The sequence below is a fragment of the Streptomyces sp. NPDC046379 genome, from assembly GCF_055587785.1.
In genome coordinates, this window is record NZ_JBVJFP010000002.1 from 217860 (window position 1) to 240788 (window position 22929).

8 protein-coding genes are annotated in these 22929 nt (G+C 71.8%); 5 read left to right on the plus strand and 3 right to left on the minus strand.

All coding sequences use genetic code 11. The features are described 5' to 3' along the window. Positions 1-5: 5 nt before the first annotated feature. From ACZ6KF_RS04970 to ACZ6KF_RS04985, 4 genes are read left to right on the plus strand one after another with little or no spacing between them, the layout of a single operon-like run. Entirely contained in the window at positions 6-6779 is a 6774-nt protein-coding gene (locus ACZ6KF_RS04970; protein WP_469237328.1) for an amino acid adenylation domain-containing protein, read from the plus strand. 36 nt (positions 6780-6815) lie between these two features. Continuing rightward, positions 6816-9785, plus strand: a complete 2970-nt coding sequence (locus ACZ6KF_RS04975) for an amino acid adenylation domain-containing protein (RefSeq protein ID WP_469237330.1) — start codon at positions 6816-6818, stop codon at positions 9783-9785. Then, entirely contained in the window at positions 9782-11068 is a 1287-nt protein-coding gene (locus ACZ6KF_RS04980; RefSeq protein WP_356634598.1) for an MDR family MFS transporter, read from the plus strand. The genes ACZ6KF_RS04975 and ACZ6KF_RS04980 overlap by 4 nt, the downstream gene beginning before the upstream one ends. Then, positions 11055-13400, plus strand: a complete 2346-nt coding sequence (locus tag ACZ6KF_RS04985) for a penicillin acylase family protein (RefSeq protein WP_469237333.1) — start codon at positions 11055-11057, stop codon at positions 13398-13400. Before ACZ6KF_RS04980 ends, ACZ6KF_RS04985 begins: the two co-directional genes overlap by 14 nt. Before the next feature lie 506 nt (positions 13401-13906). On the opposite strand, the gene ACZ6KF_RS04990 is transcribed toward ACZ6KF_RS04985, so the two are convergent. Further along, positions 13907-15436, minus strand: coding sequence for a helix-turn-helix domain-containing protein (locus ACZ6KF_RS04990; RefSeq protein WP_356634602.1), 1530 nt, complete (start codon positions 15434-15436; stop codon positions 13907-13909). Between the two features lie 64 nt (positions 15437-15500). Beyond that, complete coding sequence (locus ACZ6KF_RS04995) at positions 15501-15698, minus strand: DUF4236 domain-containing protein (RefSeq protein ID WP_356634604.1); 198 nt, start codon at positions 15696-15698, stop codon at positions 15501-15503. Between the two features lie 270 nt (positions 15699-15968). Here ACZ6KF_RS04995 and ACZ6KF_RS05000 point away from each other — a divergent pair, with 270 nt between their 5' ends. Continuing rightward, positions 15969-18764 (plus strand): aconitate hydratase, encoded by a 2796-nt coding sequence (locus ACZ6KF_RS05000; protein ID WP_469237335.1) that lies wholly within the window; start codon positions 15969-15971, stop codon positions 18762-18764. An 88-nt stretch (positions 18765-18852) separates the two neighbouring features. Here ACZ6KF_RS05000 and ACZ6KF_RS05005 read toward each other — a convergent pair whose 3' ends face one another. Continuing rightward, positions 18853-22608 (minus strand): GH92 family glycosyl hydrolase, encoded by a 3756-nt coding sequence (locus tag ACZ6KF_RS05005; protein ID WP_469237585.1) that lies wholly within the window; start codon positions 22606-22608, stop codon positions 18853-18855. Between the last annotated feature and the right edge of the window lie 321 nt (positions 22609-22929).

Consider the following 22929-nt stretch of genomic DNA (forward strand, 5'->3'; position numbering starts at 1 on the left):
TCGCAATGAAGCGGGACGAGTCCCAGGGCACCACTTCGTCTTCCGTGGACGGGCTGGCGGAGGCATTCGCGGCGGCCGCCGAGGCGTTCCCGGAGCGGATCGCCGTACGGGACGGGGACCGGAGCTGGACATACCGCCAGCTGGACGAGGCCGCCGGGCGACTGGCGGCAGCCGTGCGTGCGGTGGCGCCGGATCCGGGGCGCCCCGTGGCGATCCTGCTCGAGCGTTCGGCCTGGATGGTGGCGGCGGCGCTGGCAGTGGTGCGCACCGGTTCCGCGTACGTTCCGCTGGACGCCGAGACGCCCCCCGCGCGTCTGGAGCTGATCGTCGAGGACGCGGAGCCCGGCGCCGTCATCACGTCACGGTCCCTCGCCGGGCGGGTACCCGACGGCGTTCCCGCCGTCCATGTGGACGATCCCGTCCCGGCGACCGCCGCGAAGGAGCCCGACGCCGTCACCGGCCGGGACACCTGCGCCTACATCATCTTCACCTCCGGCACCACGGGCCGGCCGAAGGGCGTGCAGGTCTCCCACGGCAACCTGCTGAGCCTTTTCACCTCCTGCGAGGAGGGGTACGACTTCGGCCCCGAGGACGTGTGGCCGCTGTTCCACTCCTTCGCCTTCGACCTGTCCGTCTGGGAGATGTGGGGAGCCCTGCTCCACGGCGGCACCGTCGTCGTCGTACCGGCACGGACGGCTAAGGATCCGGTGGCGCTGCGGCAGCTGTTCCGGGACGAGCGGGTCACCGTGCTGACCCAGACGCCCACCGCGTTCCAGCAGTTGTGGGCCGAGGACAGCCGGCACACGGACGTGCTGCCGCTGCGCTGGGTGGTCTTCGCCGGAGAACCTCTGTACTTCTCGGATCTGCGGGGCTGGGTGGGCAAGTACGGGGACGACGCCCCCCGCCTGGTGAACATGTACGGGATCACCGAGACGACGGTGCACGCCTCCTTCCGCCGGGTCCGCAGCGAGGACCTCCGGGAGAGCGCCTCGCTGATCGGCCGCCCCCTGCCCGACTACGGCTTCCTCCTGGTCGACGACGGCCTGTCCGAGGTGCCGCCCGGGGAGACCGGCGAGATCGTGGTGACCGGCCCCGGCGTCGCCCTCGGCTACCTCAATCGCCCGGAGCTGCACCGGGAGCGCTTCGTCGAGCTGCCCGGCGGCCGCGGGCGGGGATACCGCTCCGGCGACCTCGCCCGGCTGACCTCCACCGGCGAGTACGAGTACCTCGGCCGCAGGGACGACCAGATCAAGATCCGCGGATTCCGGGTCGAACTCGGCGAGATCCGCTCCGCGCTGACCGACGTCCCCGGTGTCCGCCACGCCGCCGTCACCGCCGCCACGCCGAAGGCGCCGGCGAGCCCGGTGGTGAAGGAACGGTCCGTCTCCACGGAGATCACCCGCATCCGGGACCTGATCCGGGGCGGCGACCGGCCCCGTGCCGCATCCGCGGACAGCACGCCCCGGATCACCGCCTACATCGTGCGAGGCGACGAGTTCGACCCGGAGCGGCTCTTCCGCCACCTGCGGGAACGCCTGCCGCACTACATGATCCCCGCCTTCGTCGTCCCGGTCGACGCCCTGCCGGTCAACCTCAACGGCAAGGTCGACAAGACCCGTCTGCCCGCCGCGACGGTGGCCAACAGCCTGCGCGAGCACGCCCCCGCGGCCCACGCCGGCGACGGCCTGCCCGAAGCCGGTGCGGAAGCCACCGTCCGCGCTCTCGTCGGCCTCTACGAAGAGGTCCTCGGCGTTCAGGGAGTGACCGCGGACGACTCCTTCTTCAGCGTCGGCGGCGACTCCATCCTGGCGCTCAATCTGCGGGCGAACGCCGAGAAGCGCGGCCTGTCCCTGGACCTCGCGGACATCTACGCGCTGCAGACGCCGAAGGCCCTCGCCGCCGTCGCCGAGCAGGAGCCGGCCGCCGAGGAGCCCGTCGCGCCGTTCAGCCTGCTCTCCGCGGAGGACCGGGAACGGCTCCGGGACGCCGCCGGGATCGAGGACGCCTACCCGGTCGGCACCCTGCAGGCCGGGCTGCTGTTCCACAGCGTGTACCAGCCCGGCGTCAACATGTACTGCGACGTGTTCTCGTTCCGGCTCAAGGACGCCTACGACCACGCCGCCATGGAACGGGCCATCGCCCGGCTGGTGGACCGCCACGACATCCTCCGCACCTCCTTCGACCTCACCGGCTACTGCGAACCGCTGCAGCTGGTGCACAGGACGGCCACCGTCCACCTGGGCGCCACGGACCTGACGCACCTGTCGGCCACCGAGCAGCAGGCGGCGCTGGAGGCATGGCACACCCACGAGGAACGCGTCCCCTACGACTGGGCCAGCCCGCCCCTGTCCCGGTTCCACACGCACGTCCTGGGCGAGCGGGAGTTCCTGTTCTCCATGAGCTTCCACGACGCCCTGCTCGACGGGTGGAGCGAAGCCTCGCTGATGACCGAGCTGTTGAGCGACTACTGGGCCATCAAGCACGGTGAGGACAGGCCGCCCGCCCCTCGGACGGCGCGCCGCTACGCCGACTTCATCGCCCTGGAGCAGCGGACGCTGCGCGACCCCGAGGCCCGCTCGTTCTGGGCCGCCGAACTGGACGGCGTGGAGCCCACCCTCCTGCCGAGGCTGGTCAGCGGGTCCTCGGACGTCCACGAGGGCACGATGGGCTTCCTCAGCGTGGACATCGACCCCGGGCTCTCCGACGCCCTCGACCGGGCGGCCCGGGCCTGCGGCGTCACCGTCAGGCATGTCCTGATCGCCGCCCACGCCCGGGTGGTCGCGACCCTGACCGGGCGGGACGACATCGTCCTGTCCGTGATGTCGAACGGCCGCTCCGAGGACGAGGGCGGCACCGAGGTCTACGGACTGCACCTCAACATGGTCCCGTACCGGCTGCGCAGCGGTGGCGCCCGCTGGAGCGACCTGATCCGCGCCGCCCTGGAGAAGGAGACGTCGCTGCTGCCGATGCGGCGCTACCCCCTCGCGGAGATCCAGCGGCTGGTCGGCACACGGGAGCTGACCGACATCAGCTTCAACTACACCCACTTCCACAGCTACCAGCGGCTCGCCGCGCAGACCGGCCTGGAAGTCCTGGACGCCAAGGCGTACATCCACACCAATTTCACGCTGCGCGCCGAGTTCAACAGGGACCCCTTCAGCGGACTGCTCGCACTGGACCTCGAAGGGAATATGAAGCGGGTCTCCGAGCAGCAGCTGCGGCGGATCGCGGGGCTGTACCGCAGCACGCTGGAGAGCATCGCGGCCGGGGTCAACCACGTGCCCACCCGGCGGGAGCTGCTGGGCGAGGAGGAGTGGCGGCAGCTGCTGGCCGGCTTCGGCGACCCCACGCCGCAACCCCTGTCGGCGGACGGCTGGTTCCAGGTGTTCGAGCAGGCCGTCGCCGCACACGCGGACAACACCGCCGCCCGGTGCGGCGAGGACACCCTCACCTACCTCGAACTGGCCGGGCGCGTCGGAAGACTTGCCGGCCGGCTGGCCGAACTGGGCGCGGGACCCGGCACGGTGGTCGGGCTGGGCGCCGGCCGGGACCTCGACTTCCTCACCGCCGCGATGGCCGTCATGCGAACCGGCGCGGTGTACCTGCCCCTGCCGGGCGGCCCCACCACGCGCGTCGCCGCCATGCTGCGCACCAGCGAGGCCGCCCTGCTGCTCAGCGGCGGGACGTTCACCGGGACGCTGACCGCCGCGGCCGCGGAAGCCGCGGGCGAAGCCGCCCCGATCCCGGTCCTCGACCTGCGCGAGGTGCTCGCCGAGTCCGCGGGCCGCGAGCCGTACACGGGCCCGGTGCCGACCGGGCGGGACAGCGCCTACGTCACCTTCACCTCCGGATCCACCGGAGAGCCGAAGGGCGCGCTGATCCGGCACGACGGGATGCTCAACCACATCGAAGCCAAGATCGCCGCGCTCGACATCGCCGACGGCGACCTGGTGTCCCAGGACGCCGCCGCCACCTTCGACATCTCGGTGTGGCAGATGCTGGCGCCGCTCACCGTCGGCGGCACCACGGTGATCTACCCGGACGAGATCAGCCAGGACCCGCCCCGGCTGCTGCGCGCGCTCGCCGACGACGGTGTCACGATCCTGGAGGTCTCCCCGTCCGTCCTCAGCGTGATCAACGCGGAACTCGCCTACTACGGCGTGGACAACTTCCCCGGCCTCGCACTGCGCTGGGTCGTGTGCGCCGGCGAGGCGCTGACGCCCAGGACCGTGAACACCTTCCGGAGGCTGCTGCCCGAGGTGCGCTTCCTCAACATGTGGGGCGCGACCGAGATCTCCGACGACGTCACGCACTACGAGGTCGTCGAGGACGTCGACGAGCAGGTCGCCTCGGTCCAGCTCGGCCGGCCGATCCGCAACTGCGCCGTCTACGTCCTCGACGACGACCGGGAGCCGGTGCCCGTCGGCACCCCGGGAGAGCTGTACGTGGGCGGTCTGGTCGTCGGCGCCGGCTACCTCAACGACCCCGAGCGGACCGCCAAGGCGTTCGTGCCCGACCCCTTCGCCGACGACCCCCGGGTCCTCGCCTACCGCACCGGCGACCGCGCCCGCCAGCTCGCCGACGGCGGCTACGAGTTCCTCGGCCGTATCGACAGCCAGCTGAAGATCCGCGGCCAGCGCGTCGAACTCGGCGAGATCGAGGCCGCCCTGGCCGGTCTGGACGACCTCCAGGAGAGCGCGGTCATCGCCCGCACCTTCGAGGAAGGCCGCGGCAAACAGCTCGTGGCCTTCTACGTCCCGAAGGTGGCCGAGGGCACGGCCGGCGACGGCGCTCCGGTCCCGCAGGACGCGCCGGTGATCCGCCTCGACGTCCCGCCGTCCGCCGTCCGTGACCGGCTGGCCAGGGTGCTGCCCCGCTATGCCGTCCCGGACTTCCTGATCCGCCTCGACGAACTTCCCCGGAACACCAACGGGAAGGTCGACACCAAGGTGCTCGCCACCCGGGACGTGGGCAGTCTGGTCACGGCGTCGACCGAGCGGGAGGACGCACCCGCCACGCCGACCGAGGCCGCGGTGATCGACACCTGGGCGTCCGTTCTGCGGCTGGACCGCCGCCCCGGCGCGACCTCCGACTTCTTCGAGCTCGGCGGGCACTCGCTGCACGCCACCCAGGTGATGGCCCGGCTGCGCGACCGGTACCGGGTGGACCTCCCGCTGCGGACGCTCTTCGAGAACCCGACGCCCCGGGCGCTGGCTTCCCTCATCGAGCGCGGCGCCTCGCCGGACCGGCCCGCCTCCCTGGCGGCCGTCCGGATCCCCAGGCAGCCCGACGGCACGGTGGAGTTCCCGCTCGCCGGCAACCAGGCCAGCCTGTGGTTCCTCCACCAGGTCGACCCCGACGACCGCTCCTACGAGGGCGTCACCCTGCTGGCCCTGTCCGGTCGCGTCGACCTCGAAGCACTCCGGTACGCGGTGGACACCCTGGTGGACCGCCACGAGATCCTCTCCGTGCGCTTCCTCGTCCGGGACGGCGTCCCCTACCAGACGCCGGCGCCCGAGGCCCGGGTCCGACTGGAGGCCGTGGAGGTGACCGCCGACGTCGGCGGGGACTTCGAGGCCCGCAGGGCGTACGTCTGGCAGCGGGCCGCCGAGCGGCGCTTCGACCTCGAACGCGGCCCGCTGGCGGTGATCCGGCTGTACTCCTTCTCCGCCACCGAGCACATCCTGGAGTGGAGCAACCACCACGTCGTCTCCGACGGCTGGTCGATCGACGTGGCCATCAGGGAGATCACCGAGGCGTACCTGGCCCACCAGGAGGGGCGCAGGCCGCGGCTGCCGGAACTCACCGTCCAGTACGGCGACTACGCCGCCTGGCAGCAGGAGCAACTGGCGTCCTCCGCCGACCAGGAGCGGGCCTTCTGGCGCTCCTACCTGGACGGCTACCCGGGAGAACTCCCCCTCATCACCGATCACGAACGCGCCGAGGACCGCGCCCGGACCCCGGGCCACGCCACCCGGACCTGGGACGAGGACGCCACCCGGCGGCTCGCCGACCTCACCCGTGAGCGCCGGACGACCCTCTTCATGCTCGTCCAGGCCGCCACCGCGGTCGTCATGGCCCGGTTCGCCCAGCAGCCGGACGTCGTGCTCGGCACCGGGGTGGCCGGCCGCGCCGTCCCCGGCACGGAACACCTGCTCGGCTTCTTCGCCAACACGCTGCCCTGCCGCTACCGGGTGGACCCCGACCACACCGCCGCCGGCCTGCTCGAATCCGTCACGGCGAGCGCGCTGACCGCGCTGGAGCACCAGCTGACGCCGTTCCAGGAGATCGTCAGGTCCGTGGAGGCGCCCCGCCGGCCCGGCACGCCGCCCCTGGTCCAGGTGATCGTCACCGTGGACAACTACCCGCTGGGCCTGGGCGAGTTGCCGGGACTGACCGCGACCCTCGAACAGATGCCCGCGCAGACGAGCCTTTTCGACCTGCTCTTCCGCTTCCTGGAGGGCGACCGGCTGCGGCTCGACGTCCAGTACGACGCCACCCTCTTCACGACGGCCACCGTGGAGCGGCTGATCGACGCCGTCGCCCGGGTCCTCGACGTCTTCCTGGAGGAGCCGGACCGGAGCCTGGGGACGGTGCCGCTGGCCACCGCCGAGGAGAGCGCGGAACTCGCCCGCATCTGGGCGGACGTCACGGGGGACACGCTGCACTTCTCCGACGCGGCGCGGACGGGCACGGTCGCCGACTCCGCCCACTGGCCGGCGTTCCTCGACCGTGTGGAGGCCCGGGGACTGCTGCCGGCGCTCCTGCTCACCCTCTGACCCGCCGGACGCGCGACGCGAGTGAAGGATGAATCGATGAACAAAGACCGTGCGGAGCAGCTCCGGCGGCGCGTCGCGCTGCGCAGTCGGCCACCCGCCCCGCGGACCCTCCTGGCGGCCGGCGCCACCCGGCCCGACTCCGTCCTGAACCGGGCCGCGCACCTGGGGGAGGCGTTCGCCGCGGTGGTGGCCGAGTTCCCGGACCGGATCGCCGTCCAGGACGGACGGCTCAGCTGGACCTACCGTCAACTGGACGAGACCGCCGACCGGCTGGCCGCGGCACTGCGTGCGGTGACATCGGACCCCGGACGTCCGGTGGGGATTCTGCTGGAGCGTTCGGTGTGGATGGTGGCGGCGGCGCTGGCCGTGCTGCGCACGGGGTCGTCCTATGCGCCGTTGGACGCGCAGACGCCCCGGGCGCGTCTGGAGCTGATCGTCGACGACGCCGAGCCCGCGGCGGTGATCACTTCCAGGGCGTTCGCCGGGCGGGTGCCCGGCGGCCTGCCCGCCGTGTTCGTGGACGATCCGCTGCCCGAGCCCGGCGCGGACGCGCCGCAGACCGGGATCGACCGGGACACCCGCGCCTACATCATCTTCACCTCGGGGACCACCGGCCGTCCGAAGGGCGTGCAGGTCTCCCACGGAAACCTGCTGAGTCTCTTCGCGGCGGTCGAGGAGACGTACGCCTTCGGAGCCGAGGACGTGTGGACGCAGTTCCACTCCTTCTCGTTCGACTTCTCCGTCTGGGAGATGTGGGGCGCCCTGCTGCACGGCGGCCGGCTGGTCGTCGTACCGGCGCAGACGGCGCAGGATCCGGCGGCGCTGTGGCGGCTGCTCCGAGACGAACGGATCACCGTCCTGTGCCAGACCCCGACGGCCTTCCACCAACTCGCCGCAGAGGACAACCGCTTCGCCGACCGGCTGCCCCTGCGCTGGGTGGTCTTCGGCGGGGAGCCCCTGTACTTCTCCGACCTGGCGCCGTGGTTCGCCAAGTACGGCGACGACTCGCCCCGCCTGCTCAACGCCTACGGCATCACCGAGACGACGGTGATCTCCTCCTTCCACCGCGTGACGCAGGACCAACTCGGCGGGACCGGGTCGCTGATCGGCCGCCCCATCGCCGGCACGGAGTTCCTGCTGGTGGACGACGCCCTGTCGGCCGTGCCGCCGGGCGGGACCGGCGAGATCGTGGTGACCGGCCCAGGGGTCGGCCTCGGCTACCTCAAACGGCCCGAGCTCGACCGCGACCGCTTCGTCGAACTGCCCGGGGGCCGTGGCCGTGGTTACCGCTCCGGCGACCTGGCCCGGCTCACCCCCTCCGGCGTGTTCGCGTACCACGGCAGGAAGGACGACCAGGTCAAGATCCGCGGCTTCCGCATCGAACTCGGGGAGATCGAGCAGGCGTTGCGCGCCCTGCCCCTTCTCGCCGAGGCCGCGGTGGTCGCCCGCGACCTGCCCGAACGCGGGACCAGCCTGGTGGCCTACGTCGTGCCCGCCGAGGGGGCGGGCCTGTCGGTGGAGTCACTGCAGGTGGCACTCGCCGCGACGCTCCCGGGCTACATGGTCCCCACGGTCTTCGTGCGCCTGGACCGGCTGCCGCTCACCCAGAACGGCAAGGCCGACCGCAAGGCCCTGCCCGACCCGGCCGGTGCCTCGACCCTCACCCTCCGGGGGACCGGCCGAGGGGAGGAGCCGGCCGACGCCGTGGAGGAGCGCGTCCTGCGGATCGTCACCGGTCTGCTGCACCTCGACCGGGCGGATCCGACCGCCGGCTTCTTCGATCTGGGCGGCCACTCGCTGCTGGCCACCAGGCTGCTGGCCGGGGTGCGGACCGCGTTCGACGTGGAGGTGCCGCTGCGCGAGTTCCTCCGCGAGCCGACCGCACGCGCGCTGGCGGCCGTCGTCCGGGAGCGCCTGGCGGAGCCGTCAGGCGACAGCGACCGGGCGGCGGGCATCGGCAGGGAGCCCGGCCATGACGCGACCCCCGGCCCGGCCGGCGAGTCCGGCCGGCCGCCGACCCGGCCGGGCGGGGACACCGGGGCCGCACCGGCACCGCCGGCCCACGCCGGACGGCCCACCGGGCCGGTCCACGCCGTCCACACGGCGAGGAACACCCACGGCGGCCATCCCGCCCTCCTGCGGCTCCGGCAGCACCCGGCGGGCGCCCCGCCCGTGTTCGCCCTGCCCGGAGTTCTCGGGCTGGGCGAGTCCTTCGCCCAGCTCTCCTCCCACTTCCGGGACCGCTCCTTCTCCGCGCTCTCCACCGCCCGCCTGGTACGGGCGAGCGACGGCGAGCAGACCGCCACGGCCCTCGCCGAGGAGTGCGCGCGGATCATCGCCGCAGCGGTGGACGGCGGACCCCTCCACCTCGTCGGCCACTCCTACGGTGGCTCCCTCGGCTTCTACGTCGCCGGGAGACTGCGCGAGCTCGGCGTACCGGTCGCCGGCCTGGTCCTGCTCGACGCGCTGGACCCGGCCGCGTTGGAGAAGAAGCTCTCGGGCGGCCACGACGACCAGCTCCTGGCGTTCCTCGCCACGCTCGCCGGTCTCTTCCCCGACCTCGCCCGGCACCGCGACACCGACCTGCCGGAGCTGCTGCGCACCGAGTCCACCGCGATGGTCCTCGCACGCGCGGCGCGCATCATCGGCCCCTCGGCCGTGGAGTTCTTCCAGGGCGGCCTGGAGGCGGCGTTCCGCACCTACCGGTGGATGTGCGACCGCAGCTGGCCGGAACCGCGGCCGGCCGGTCTTCCGACGCTCTTCGTCCGGGCCGGCGGGGAGGACGGCGCAGCCGGCGCGGACCACCCGTCGGAATGGGCACGGCTCCTGCCCGGCGTCCTGCGGGTGGAACGCGTCGAAGCGGACCACGAGGGCATGCTGCGCAACCCGCACGCCCGGCGCCTGGCCGAACTCCTGCAAGGATTCCTCACCGAGCACGACGTTCCCCACGAGACCGGGACGTCCGGCACACAGTCCGCACCAGGAAAGGGCGCAACACCGCGATGACCCCCACCACCGCAGCAACGCCGGTCCTCGCCCGGGTGCTCATCGTCGGCTCCGGCATCATGAGCCTCGCCAACTCGGTCACCATCCCCTTCCTCGCCGTGTTCCTCCGCAAGGAACTCGGACTCGAACCGGGCATGATCGGCTTCATCATCGGCTCGTCGGTGTTCTTCTCGATCTTCGCCGGGTTCGTCGGCGGATCGCTCTCCGACCTCCTCGGACGCACCCGGCTGCTGGTGATCTCCCTCCTGGGCGTGATCGGCTCCTTCGTCGGCCTCTACTTCAGCCACGACGTCCCGGCGGTGTTCGCCTTCAACGCGACGATGGCGCTGAGCAGCAGCTCCTTCGGACCCGTGGGGAAGGCCCTGCTCAGCGACCTGCTCCCGCCGCAACGCCGGGTGAAGGTCTTCTCGTACCAGTACATGGCCACCAACATGGGCTTCGCCGTCGGACCCGTCGTCGGCGCGGCGGTCGGACTGGCGGGCGGCCGATCGGCCTTCCTGGTCGGAGCGCTGGGCTACGGCGTCTACCTGATCGGCCTGGCGGCAGTCCTGCTGCGGAGCTCCGCGCCGTCCGTCGCGCCCGACCGGACGGCCACCGGCGAGGAAGCGGCGCAGCACCTCGGCGGCGTCCTCAGAGGGCTCGCGGACAGCGCGCGCGTCGTGGCGACCGATCCGCGCCTGCTCTTCCTCATCCTCGCCGGACTGCTGCTGGAGGCCGTGCACGGACGCGTCTCCTCGCTGCTCGCGCAGCACCTCTCCGACGGATTCGCCGACGGCACCACGATCCTGGGCTACGTGCTGACCACCAACGCGGTGACCGTGGTGGTCCTGCAACTGGCCGTCTCCCGGTTCATGGAGAAGCGCAACCCCGTGACGTCCATCACGGTCGGCGGCCTGCTGACCGTCCTCGGCATGGCCGGCTTCGCGTACTCGGGGGAGATCTGGCACTTCGTCGCCGCGATGGTGGTGTTCTCCCTCGGGGAGATCCTCATCTACCCGGCGGAGTTCGCCATCATCGACAGGATCGCGCCGGAGGAACGCCGTGGCGCCTACTTCGGCGCCCAGACCTTCGCACAACTCGGCGTGTTCATCGGGCCGTTCACCGGCGGCCTGCTGCTCGCGGCCTACGACGGCACCACCATGTTCCTCGGCGTCGGCTCGTTCGCCCTGGCCGCCGTCGTCATCTACCTGCTCGTCGGCCGGCGCGTCCCCGGGCTGGCGGCCCCCGCACCGGAACGCTCCGCACCTCGCCCGAAGGAGGAGCACGCCGATGACCTGGCGTGAACGCTGCCTGCGAGCGGCGGCACTGCCCAGCCTGCACGCCCAGCGCAGCCGCGGTCGGCTCCGGCTGCGCGGGCTGATCGAGGGCGCCGACATCCGGCGTGACGATCGCGGCGTCCCGTTCGTCGCGGCCGCCCGGGAGCGCGACCTCTACTTCGCCGTCGGCTACGTCCAGGCGACCGACCGGCTCTGGCAGATGGACGTGCTCCGGCGCCGGGCCCGAGGACGGCTGGCCGAGATCTTCGGAGCGGTCGTGGTCGACGAGGACGTCAGGGCCCGCAAGCTCGCGCTGGAGCGGGTCGCCCGCCGGTCGCAGGCGCTGCTCTCCCCGGAACACCGGGCGAACCTGGTGGCGTTCAGCGACGGAGTCGACGCGGCGGCACGGCGGATGCGGCGACGGGCCGGCCTCCCCCTGGAGTTCGGGTTGCTGCGCTACCGCCCCGAGCCCTGGACCCCCCTGGACTCGATCGTCATCGTCAAATACCTGGGCTTCGACCTCGGCCGCAATCTCGCCAACGAGGCGTTCCGCGCCAGGCTCGCCCAGGAACGCCCGGAACACGCCGCCGCCTTCAGCACGCCGAAGTATCCCGCCGACGGAGCGGTGACCATCCGCACCCGCCCCGCCGCCCCGCCGGGCGAGAGGCGTGCGACAGGGGCGGACGAGCCCTCCCCGGCCGACCTGCCGACGGCGTCACGGGCCTGGTTCGACGCGCTGCTGGGGGGCGAGCACCCACTCGGCTCCAACGCCTGGGCCGTCTCCGGCGCGCACACGGATTCCGGGCACCCGCTGCTGGCCAACGATCCGCACATCGTCCTCACCCAGCCCAGCCTCTGGTACCAGATGGGCCTGCGGCTGGACGGCCAGGAGGACGGTGCCACCGGCTACGGGGTCACCGTCCCCGGTCTGCCGGGCCTGATCGCCGGCGCCAACCGCCACCTGGCCTGGGGCATCACCAACTCCACCGTCGACACACAGGACCTGTGCACCCTCGCGCCGACCGCGGGCTCCGAGGAGGCCGAGAGGTGGACCGAGGAGAGCGTGATCACGGTGCGGGGCGCGGAGCCGGTCCCGGTACGCGCGGCCGGCGGCGCCCGCCACGTCGAACTGGACCTGCCCGGCTCGGACGGGGCCGGCCGGTACGGCCTGTTCTGGAGCGGCCTGGAGCCCTCGGCGGAGATCGAGGCGTGCCAGCGGATGTGGCGAGCGCGTGACTACCCGGAACTCCGGGACACCCTGCGGGCGTTCGGCGTGCCGGTGCTCAACGTGGTGGTGGCCTGCCAGGACGGCACCATCGCCCTGAGGACGGCGGGCAACGTTCCGGCCCGGGCGCCGGGCAGCAGCGGGGGAGTCCCGGCCGGGTACGCCGACGCCGCCCGCTCCTGGGAGGACTTCCTCGCATTCGACGACCTGCCGGAGGTGGTCGACCCGTCCGAGGGGTACATCGTGTCCGCCAACCACCGGCTGCTGCCCGCCGGGGCTCCGCTCGACGTGGGGGTGGACTGGCTGCCGCCCTACCGGGCGGAGCGGATCGAGGAGCTGATCACCACGGAGGGGGTCGTCACCGCGGCGGCATGCGCCCGGTGGCAGTCCGACGTCCTGGACGGGCGCGCCCGCCGCGTGCTCCCCACCCTGCTCGACGCGCTGGACCGGGAGCCGCCGGACGAACCGCTCACCGCCGCATGCCACCGACTGCTCGCCGACTGGGACGGACACGACCACGGACACCTGGCGGCGCCCCTGGTGTTCTTCCGGTTCATGCAGGCCCTCACGGACCACTGGGTCGGCAGCCGGCTGGGGGAGGAGCTGGCCGCGGCCATGCCGGACGCGGCCCTCCAGGTCGATCACCTGGTGCTCGACCCCGACGCCAGAACGGCGCTGGGAGAGCGGGAGACGCTGCCGGCCGTGGCGCGACGCGCGCTGACCGCGACGGCGCGACGGATCGCCGGGGAGCAGGGCGAGGATCCGTCGCGCTGGCGGTACGACCGGGTCCACCGGATCACCGACCAGCATCCGATCGGCAGGGCCGTCCCCGCACTCGCCCCGCTCTTCGGCGCACCGTCGACCCCGGCCGGCGGCAGCTCCCACACGGTCGCCCTGACCTCTTCCGACCCGAGCGGCAAGGTGGTCGACGGAGCACCGTGGCGGTTCGTGGCCGAACTCTCCCCGCACGGACCGCGATTGTGGGACGTGCTCCGCCACGGCGCCTCGGGCAACCCGGCTTCCCCGCACTACGACGACCAGACCCCGGCCCACACCGAGGGACGGCACTACGGGGTGCAGCTCCCGTCCTCCCCGGACGCGACGCCGGTCCTGCTGCGCCTGCGGCCCCGGTGACCCGATCGACACCCCGGGCCCGTCCGGTGCGAGCCGGCGGGCCTCGCGTGCCGGGCGTGGGGCCGACCCGCGAACAACGCGATCGCCGCCACGGTCTCGTCGAAGAGCCTTGCGTCGAGCGCTTTCACCGAGCCCATCACCGGCCCTCCGCGCCTTGCGCCGGCCGGACTCGCAGTGGGTCATGAGCCCGCCGGAGCAGTGCCGTCACCTGTCCGCCTCCACGGTCGGCCATCGGCCGGCACGCATGCGCCGCAACGGCCGGTCCCGACGCTGACGGCCGGTAGCGCGCAAGCGGCCGCACCCTCATAGCAACACGGCGCCACCGGCCCGGGGAACGGGTCTCGCGACGGGCCGGACGAGCGGCTCACTCGCCCTGTGGGGGTCTGGCTTCGACCATCGCCCGGACCCACTGCCGCCGGCAAAGGACGCCACGCACCCTTCCGCAATCTTCTGCAACTTCTTGCAGATGCCGAGCAGGTCGGGCCGGGTGCGGCGGCATCCTCACATCAGATGTCCCGGAAGATCTCGATCTGCGCCCCGATCGAGTTCAGCCGCTCCGCCAGGTCCTCGTACCCCCGGTTGATGACGTAGACGTTGCGCAGCACCGACGTGCCCTCCGCCGCCATCATCGCCAGGAGGACGACCACCGCCGGGCGCAGGGCCGGCGGGCACATCATCTCGGCGGCGCGCCAGCGGGTCGGGCCCTCGACCAGGACGCGGTGGGGGTCCAGGAGCTGGAGCCGGCCGCCGAGACGGTTGAGGTCGGTGAGGTAGATCGCGCGGTTGTCGTAGACCCAGTCGTGGATCAGGGTCTTGCCCTGGGCGACGGCCGCGATCGCCGCGAAGAACGGGACGTTGTCGATGTTCAGGCCGGGGAACGGCATCGGGTGGATCTTGTCGATCGGCGCCTCCAGCTTGGAGGGCCGGACGGTCAGGTCCACCAGGCGGGTGCGGCCGTTGTCGGCGACGTACTCGGGCGTGCGGTCGTGGTCGAGGCCCATCTCCTCCAGGACCGCCAGCTCGATCTCCAGGAACTCGATGGGGACCCGGCGCACCGTCAGCTCCGACTCCGTGACCACCGCGGCGGCCAGCAGGCTCATCGCCTCGACCGGGTCCTCGGAGGGGGAGTAGTCCACGTCGACGTCGATGACGGGCCTGCCGTGCACGGTGAGGGTGGTGGTGCCGATGCCCTCGACCTCGACGCCGAGCGCCTCCAGGAAGAAGCACAGGTCCTGGACCATGTAGTTGGAGGAGGCGTTGCGGATGACGGTGACGCCGTCGTGGCGCGCGGCGGCCAGGAGCGCGTTCTCGGTCACCGTGTCGCCGCGCTCCGTCAGCACGATCGGGCGGTCGGGGCGCACCGAGCGGTCGACCACCGCGTGGTACTGGCCCTCCGTCGCCGCGATGTCCAGGCCGAACCGGCGCAGGGCGATCATGTGCGGTTCGATGGTCCGGGTGCCGAGGTCGCAGCCGCCGGCGTAGGGCAGCCGGAAGCGGTCCATGCGGTGCAGCAGCGGGCCGAGGAACATGATGATGGAACGGGTGCGGCGGGCCGCGTCCTCGTCGATCGCGCCCATCTCCAGGTCGGCGGGCGGCACGATCTCCAGGTCGACGCCGTCGTTGATCCAGCGGGTGCGCACGCCGACGGAGCCGAGGACCTCCAGGAGGCGGTACACCTCCTCGATGCGGGCGACCCGGCGCAGCACCGTGCGCCCCTGGTTGAGCAGCGAGGCGCACAGCAGGGCCACGCACGCGTTCTTGCTGGTCTTCACATCGATGGCCCCGGACAGCCGGCGCCCGCCGACCACCCGCAGATGCATGGGGCCCGCGTAGCCCAGCGAGACGATCTCGCTGTCCAGGGCCTCACCGATACGGGCGATCATCTCAAGGCTGATGTTCTGGTTGCCGCGTTCGATGCGATTGACGGCGCTCTGGCTGGTACCGAGCGCCTCGGCGAGCTGCGCCTGTGTCCAGCCCCGGTGCTGACGGGCGTCACGGATGAGCTTGCCGATGCGTACGAGGTAGTCGTCTGCCATGAGGCTGAGGTTATCTCAGATATGAGATGGCGCCTCCCGGGGGGTCCGTTCGGGTGACGCCGTGTCAGCGCCGCTTGGCCGAACGGGTGCTGCGCCATCCGAAGGGTCCGGGCAGGTCCATCGACGTCGTACGGCGTCCGGTGCTGCTGTGGGTGTGCCGCGGGCCGTTCTTCCCGCCGGTCGTGATGGACCAGGAGTGGCGGTTTATGTTCAGGCGCACTCCGGGCAAAATGCGAAAACTCTTACGAAACGTGAGCGGCATGGGGTCACCTTCCCGGTTCGGGTCCTTTCGCAGCCGTATACCCCCGTCCGGCGGCTCGATGGCTCCGGCCGGACGATGAGGGGAAGGGTCGGGGCATGACCGGTCGGCCCGCATGTACTAGAGTTATCTCGACATCGAGATATCTGCCGAGGCGCACTGCGGTCGCCCGCCCTGTAAGGGTTACCTAACTTAGCCTGACCTTAGCGGATGGGCCGAGAAGGCGTGGCGGCAGGATGCGGTGGAACGCGCACATGAATGAAGGAGACTGTCGTGTCGGCGAACAGCTTCGACGCCCGCAGCACGCTGCAGGTGGGCGACGAGTCGTACGAGATCTTCCGCCTGGACAAGGTGGAGGGCTCGGCCCGGCTCCCCTACAGCCTTAAGGTCCTGCTGGAGAACCTGCTCCGCACCGAGGACGGCGCGAACATCACCGCCGACCACATTCGCGCCCTCGGCGGCTGGGACTCGCAGGCGCAGCCCTCGCAGGAGATCCAGTTCACGCCGGCCCGCGTGATCATGCAGGACTTCACCGGCGTCCCCTGCGTCGTCGACCTCGCCACCATGCGCGAGGCCGTCAAGGAGCTGGGCGGCGACCCGGCGAAGATCAACCCGCTGGCCCCGGCCGAACTGGTCATCGACCACTCCGTCATCGCCGACAAGTTCGGCACGAACGAGGCCTTCGCGCAGAACGTCGAGCTCGAGTACGGCCGCAACAAGGAGCGTTACCAGTTCCTGCGCTGGGGCCAGACCGCCTTCGACGAGTTCAAGGTCGTCCCGCCCGGCACCGGCATCGTCCACCAGGTGAACATCGAGCACCTGGCCCGCACCGTCATGGTCCGGGGCGGACAGGCGTACCCCGACACCCTCGTCGGCACCGACTCGCACACCACCATGGTCAACGGCCTCGGCGTGCTCGGCTGGGGCGTCGGCGGCATCGAGGCCGAGGCCGCGATGCTCGGCCAGCCGGTCTCCATGCTCATCCCGCGCGTCGTCGGCTTCAAGCTGACCGGCGAGCTGCCCACCGGCACCACCGCCACCGACCTCGTGCTGACCATCACCGAGATGCTGCGCAAGCACGGCGTCGTCGGCAAGTTCGTCGAGTTCTACGGCGAGGGCGTCGCCGCCACCTCGCTCGCCAACCGCGCCACCATCGGCAACATGTCGCCGGAGTTCGGTTCCACCGCCGCGATCTTCCCGATCGACGACGAGACCCTGAACTACCTCAAGCTGACCGGCCGCAGCGAGCAGCAGGTCGCGCTCGTCGAGGCGTACGCCAAGGAGCAGGGCCTCTGGCTGGACCCGAAGGCCGAGCCGGACTTCTCCGAGAAGCTGGAGCTGGACCTGTCGACGGTCGTCCCGTCGATCGCCGGCCCGAAGCGCCCGCAGGACCGCATCGTCCTGGCCGAGGCCGCCCAGCAGTTCGCCAAGGACGTCCTCAACTACGTCGAGGTCCCGGCGACCCGGGCCGGCACCGCCGCCTCCCCGGTGGACGAGGCGAGCGACGAGTCCTTCCCGGCCTCCGACGCCCCGGCCTATGGCCACCAGGAGAACGGCGCGGGCGCCCCGCAGCACGCCGAGGGCACCGGTGCGGCCGTCCCGTCCAACCCGGTCACCGTCACCGCCCCCGACGGCTCGACCTACGAGATCGACCACGGCGCGGTCACCGTCGCGGCCATCACCTCCTGCACCAACACCTCCAACCCGTACGTCATGGTCGCCGCCGCCCTGGTGGCCAAGAAGGCGGTCGAGAAGGGCCTGACCCGCAAGCCGTGGGTCAAGACCACCCTCGCCCCGGGTTCGAAGGTCGTCACCGACTACTTCGACAAGGCGGGCCTGACCCCGTACCTCGACAAGGTCGGCTTCAACCTCGTCGGCTACGGCTGCACCACCTGCATCGGCAACTCCGGCCCGCTGCCGGAGGAGGTCTCCAAGGCCGTCAACGACCACGACCTCGCGGTCACCTCGGTCCTGTCCGGCAACCGGAACTTCGAGGGCCGCATCAACCCCGACGTCAAGATGAACTACCTGGCGTCCCCGCCGCTGGTCGTCGCCTACGCGATCGCCGGCTCCATGAAGGTGGACATCACCAAGGACGCCCTGGGCACCGACCAGGACGGCAACCCGGTCTACCTGAAGGACATCTGGCCCTCCGAGGCCGAGGTGAACGACGTCGTCGCGGGCGCCATCGGCGAGGACATGTTCTCCAAGTCCTACAGCGACGTCTTCGCGGGCGACGCCCAGTGGCAGGCGCTGCCGATCCCGACCGGCGACACCTTCGAGTGGGACCCGCAGTCCACCTACGTCCGCAAGCCCCCGTACTTCGAGGGCATGACCATGGAGACCACGCCGGTCGAGGACATCACCGGCGCGCGTGTCCTGGCCAAGCTGGGCGACTCGGTCACCACCGACCACATCTCCCCGGCCGGCGCCATCAAGGCCGACACCCCGGCCGGCAAGTACCTCACCGAGCACGGTGTGGAGCGCCGTGACTTCAACAGCTACGGCTCGCGCCGCGGCAACCACGAGGTCATGATCCGCGGCACGTTCGCCAACATCCGCCTGCGCAACCAGATCGCGCCGGGCACCGAGGGCGGCTACACCCGCGACTTCACCCAGGACGGCGGCCCGGTCGCCTTCATCTACGACGCCTCGCAGAACTACCAGGCCGCCGGCATCCCGCTGGTCGTCCTGGCCGGCAAGGAGTACGGCTCCGGCTCGTCCCGCGACTGGGCGGCCAAGGGCACCGCGCTCCTCGGCGTCAAGGCCGTCATCGCCGAGTCCTACGAGCGCATCCACCGCTCCAACCTCATCGGCATGGGCGTGCTCCCGCTGCAGTTCCCGGAGGGCGCCTCGGCGCAGTCCCTCGGCCTGACCGGCGAGGAGACCTTCTCCATCACCGGCGTCACCGAGCTGAACGAGGGCCGGACGCCGCGCACGGTCAAGGTCGGCACCGACACGGGCGTCGAGTTCGACGCGGTCGTCCGCATCGACACCCCCGGTGAGGCCGACTACTACCGCAACGGCGGCATCATGCAGTACGTGCTGCGCAGCCTGATCCGCAAGTAGGCGGTCCGGCACGGCAGCCGGCACCGGACAAAGGGCCGCACCCCCGGCGACGGGGGTGCGGCCCTCGGCGTTGCCGGCGAGACCCCGCCTACGCCAGCAGCTCCACCTCAGCGAGCCGCGCCGCGCCGCCGGCCTGCGCGAACACCAGCCGGTAGTGCGCGTACGCGCCCGGTTTCCGTATCGAGAAGGCCCGGGTCTGCCGGTCCCAGCGGAACGTGTCACCCGCCCGCTCGTCCAGCGTCCGCCACGTCGTGCCGTCCGCCGAGCCCTGGAGCGTCCAGCCCGTCGGGGCGGCCGTCCGGTCCGCCGGCGACGTCAGCGTGTACTGCACCGCCCTGGTGCGCCCCTCCACCGGCAGGTCGACCGTCGTCACCTCCGCCTCCGTCGCCGACGTGTCGTCGAAGAGGGCCCCTTCGCCCCGTACCGCGTCCTCGCGCGGCTCGGGCACCCGGTCGCCCTTGGTGATCGACACCGGCGCCGCGTCCTCGCCCGTGCCCCACGACGAGGGCCTCGGGCCCATCGCGAACTCCAGCTCGGCGCCCTTCGCCAGCAGCGCGTGGGGCAGCGAAGTCGACGTCCAGGTGCGGCCGTCGACCTTCAGGCCCTGCACGTAGACGTTCTTCGCGCTGTTCTCCGGGGCCCGCACCACCAGATCCCGCCCGTTCTCCAGGTGGACGGTCGCCTTGGTGAACAGCGGTGAGCCGACGGCGTACTCGCCGCTGCCCATCACCAGCGGGTAGAAGCCCAGCGCGGAGAACAGATACCAGGCGGACTGCTCGCCGTTGTCCTCGTCGCCGTGGTACCCCTGACCCACCGCGCTGCCGGTGTAGAGGCGGGACAGCACCTCGCGGACCTTCTCCTGCGCCTTCCACGGCTGCCCGGCCGCGTCGTACATGTAGATCGCGTGATGGGCGACCTGGTTGGAGTGGCCGTACATGCCCATCCGCACGTCCCGCGCCTCGGTCATCTCGTGGATCACGCCGCCGTAGGAGCCCACGAACTCGGGCGAGGCGGTCTCCGGCGTGGCGAAGTACTCGTCCAGCTTGTCCGCGAGGCCCGCCCGGCCGCCGTACAGGTTGGCCAGACCCCGGCTGTCCTGCGGGGCGGTGAAGGCGTAGCCCCAGCCGTTGGTCTCCGTGTAGTCGTGGCCCCACACCCGCGGGTCGTACGCCGAGGACTCCACCCGCCACTCGCCGTCGGCGTCCCGGCCCTGGAAGAAGCCGGCCTCGGAGTCGAACAGACGGACGTACTCCCGGGCCCGGTCCAGGAAGTACTCGGACTCCTCCTTGTACCGGCGCTCACCGGTCTCCCGGTACAGGGCGCGGCCCATCCGGGCGATGCCGTAGTCGTTGAGATACCCCTCCAGCGCCCACGACAGGCCCTCGTGCGTGTCCGTGCCGGTGTAGCCGAGGAACGGGGAGGTCGCCATGCCCTTGCGGCCCACGCCCGGCGCCGGCGGCACCACGGTCGCGTTCTTCACCGCCGCGTCGTACGCCGCCTCCGCGTCGAAGTCCACGCCCTTCACGTAGGCGTCGGCGAACGCGACGTCGCTCGACGTGCCGGTCATCAGGTCCGCGTACCCCGGCGAGGACCAGCGCGAGGTCCAGCCGCCGTCCTTGTACTGCTGCACGAACCCGTCGGCCAGCTCGCCCGCCCGCGAGGGCGTCAGCAGCGAGTACGCCGGCCACGTCGTGCGATAGGTGTCCCAGAAGCCGTTGTTGACGTACACCTTGCCGTCCACGATCTTCGCGCCGGTGCGCGTCGGCGTGTCCGGGCCCGGCATCGGCGAGAACGGCGAGGCGTACTTGTACACGCCGTCGACCTTCTCGAAGCCGGAGTTGGGGTACAGGTACAGCCGGTAGAGGCCGGAGTAGAGGGTGGTGAGCTGGTCCGGGGTCGCGCCCTCGACCTCCACCTTCCCCAGCAGGCGGTCCCACTGCGCCCGCGCACGGGACTTCACCGTCTCGAAGGAGACGCCCCCGGGGATCTCCTGGCGCAGGTTGTCCCTCGCCTGGTCCACGCCGATCAGCGAGGTCGCCAGGCGCAGGGTCACCGTGCGGTCCGCGCCCGCGTCGAAGCGCAGCCAGCCCTTGACGCCCGCCGAGTCGCCGCCGGTGACCGGCCGGTCGAACTCGCCGTACACGAACAGCCGCGTCGCGCCCGTCGACAGGCCCGACTTGACGTCCGAGTAGCCCGTGACGGTGCCGGTGGCCTCGTCCAGCGTCAGGCCCGCCTGGTCGGTGACGTTGTCGAACAGGACGCTCGCGTCGTCGCCGGGGTAGGTGAAGCGCAGCACGGCCGCGTGGTCGGTCGGCGCCATCTCCGCGGTGAGCCCGTTCTCGAACCGCACGCCGTAGTAGTACGGCCGTGCCGTCTCGTTCTCGTGCCGGAAGGCCAGCTCCCGCTGCTCCCGGCCCAGTTCGGGGGTGCCCGCGGCGACGGACGGCATCACCTGGAAGGTCTGCCGGTCGCCCATCCAGGGGCTCGGCTCGTGGCTCGCGCTGAACGCCTGGATCGTCGGCAGGTTGTCGGCGTTGTTGCCGCGCGCGTAGTCGTACAGCCAGCTCAGCGAGCCCGCGTTGGTCACCGGCGTCCAGAAGTTGAAGCCGTGCGGGACGGCCGTCGCCGGGAAGGTGTTGCCGCGCGAGAAGGCGCCGCTGGAGTGGGTGCCGCGGGTGGTCACCGCGTAGTCCGACAGGTGCGCCTTCGGCTTCTCGGGCGGCGCCGGCCGCAGCGACACGTCGTCGATCCAGCCCCGGAAACGCGCCGGCCCCTCCGGGGCGTCGTACGCCACCAGGACGCGGTCGACCGTGCGCCCCGCCGCCACCGACCCGATCCGCGCGGCGACGTCGTTCCACTGGTTGACGTAGAGCACCTTGGACTCGCCCTGCCCGCGCGGCGTCAGCGGGAAGCCGTGCCGGTCCTGCGGGCGCAGGTCGCTGAGGTAGGTGCCGTCGGTGAAGGCGAGGTCGACCGCGACGTTGGTGGCGGCGTAGTCCAGGTCGCCGTCGGCCATCTGGGGGAAGATCCGGTACGCCAGCTCGGTGTCCCGCCCGACGGCCACGTCGACGTCGAAGACCTTGTTGTACGAGTACGCCCGGCCGTCGGCGGTGTGCCGGCCGGCGTAGCGCAGCGCCCGCTTCCCGGTGAAGCCGGCGCCCGCCTTCGCGGTGGGCGAACCGCTCGGGCCCCGGTCGACCAGCGAGAGCATGTCCGGCGGGACCGGTCCCTCCTCGCCGCCCGTCGAGAACTGCACGTCGGCGAGTTGCAGGATGCCGCCGCCGTTGTTCCGCGTCACGTCGAGCCGGAAGTGACGGTACTCGCCGACCGCGTCCGGCGCGAGGTCGAACGTCCTGGTCCGCAGCCGCTCCGGGAAGGACTCGCCCGAGCGGGTGTCCAGGACCGTCCACTCCTCGCCGTCGGCCGAACCCTTCAGGGTCCAGTCCACCGGGTCGCGCTCGGCGTGGTCGTTGGCGGAGGTGAGGGCGTAGCGGACGAGGCGGACCGGCGCGTCCAGGCCGAACTCCGCCCAGCCGGACGGCTCGAACACCAGCCACTTGGTGCCCGGCTCCCCGTCGACCAGGTTCTCCTTCACCTCGCCGCCGCCGGTGTTCTCGCCGCTCGCCCGGACGTCGGTGACCCGGTCGGTCACATTGCCGGGGATGCCGCTGCTGTGGCCGCCGTCCACACCCGAGGCCCGGCCGGCGCCGTCCGGCCCGCGCTCCACGGTGTTCAGCCAGTCGGGCGCCGGTTCCCCGCTCTCGAAGGACGACGCGAACTCCGTTCCGGCCGCCTCGGGGGCGGCGGGCAGGGCGACGGCCGCGCCCTGCGATCCGGCGGCCATGACGAAGGCGGCCGCCGTGACGACCGCCGTACTCCATCCGTGCCGCTTCCCGCGCCGGTCTCTCCACCGGTGCGCGTGCCGTACCGACTGCCACATGGGCGAGCACCCTTTCCGAGCTGGACAACGTTGTCACCTTCGGTGCACAAGATCCAGTAGTGGCCCAAGTGCACCGCGGTGTCAAGGGTGTTGACTTCGGTCTGCGGGGTGGATGTCGCGCGTTTTTCCGGCATGAGGCATACGGATCGCCCATATTTCCGCGAGGTCTCAACTCGGAAAAGACCACCGGCCAACCTTGCATTCGATCTTGCTCCTTCGGCCGGA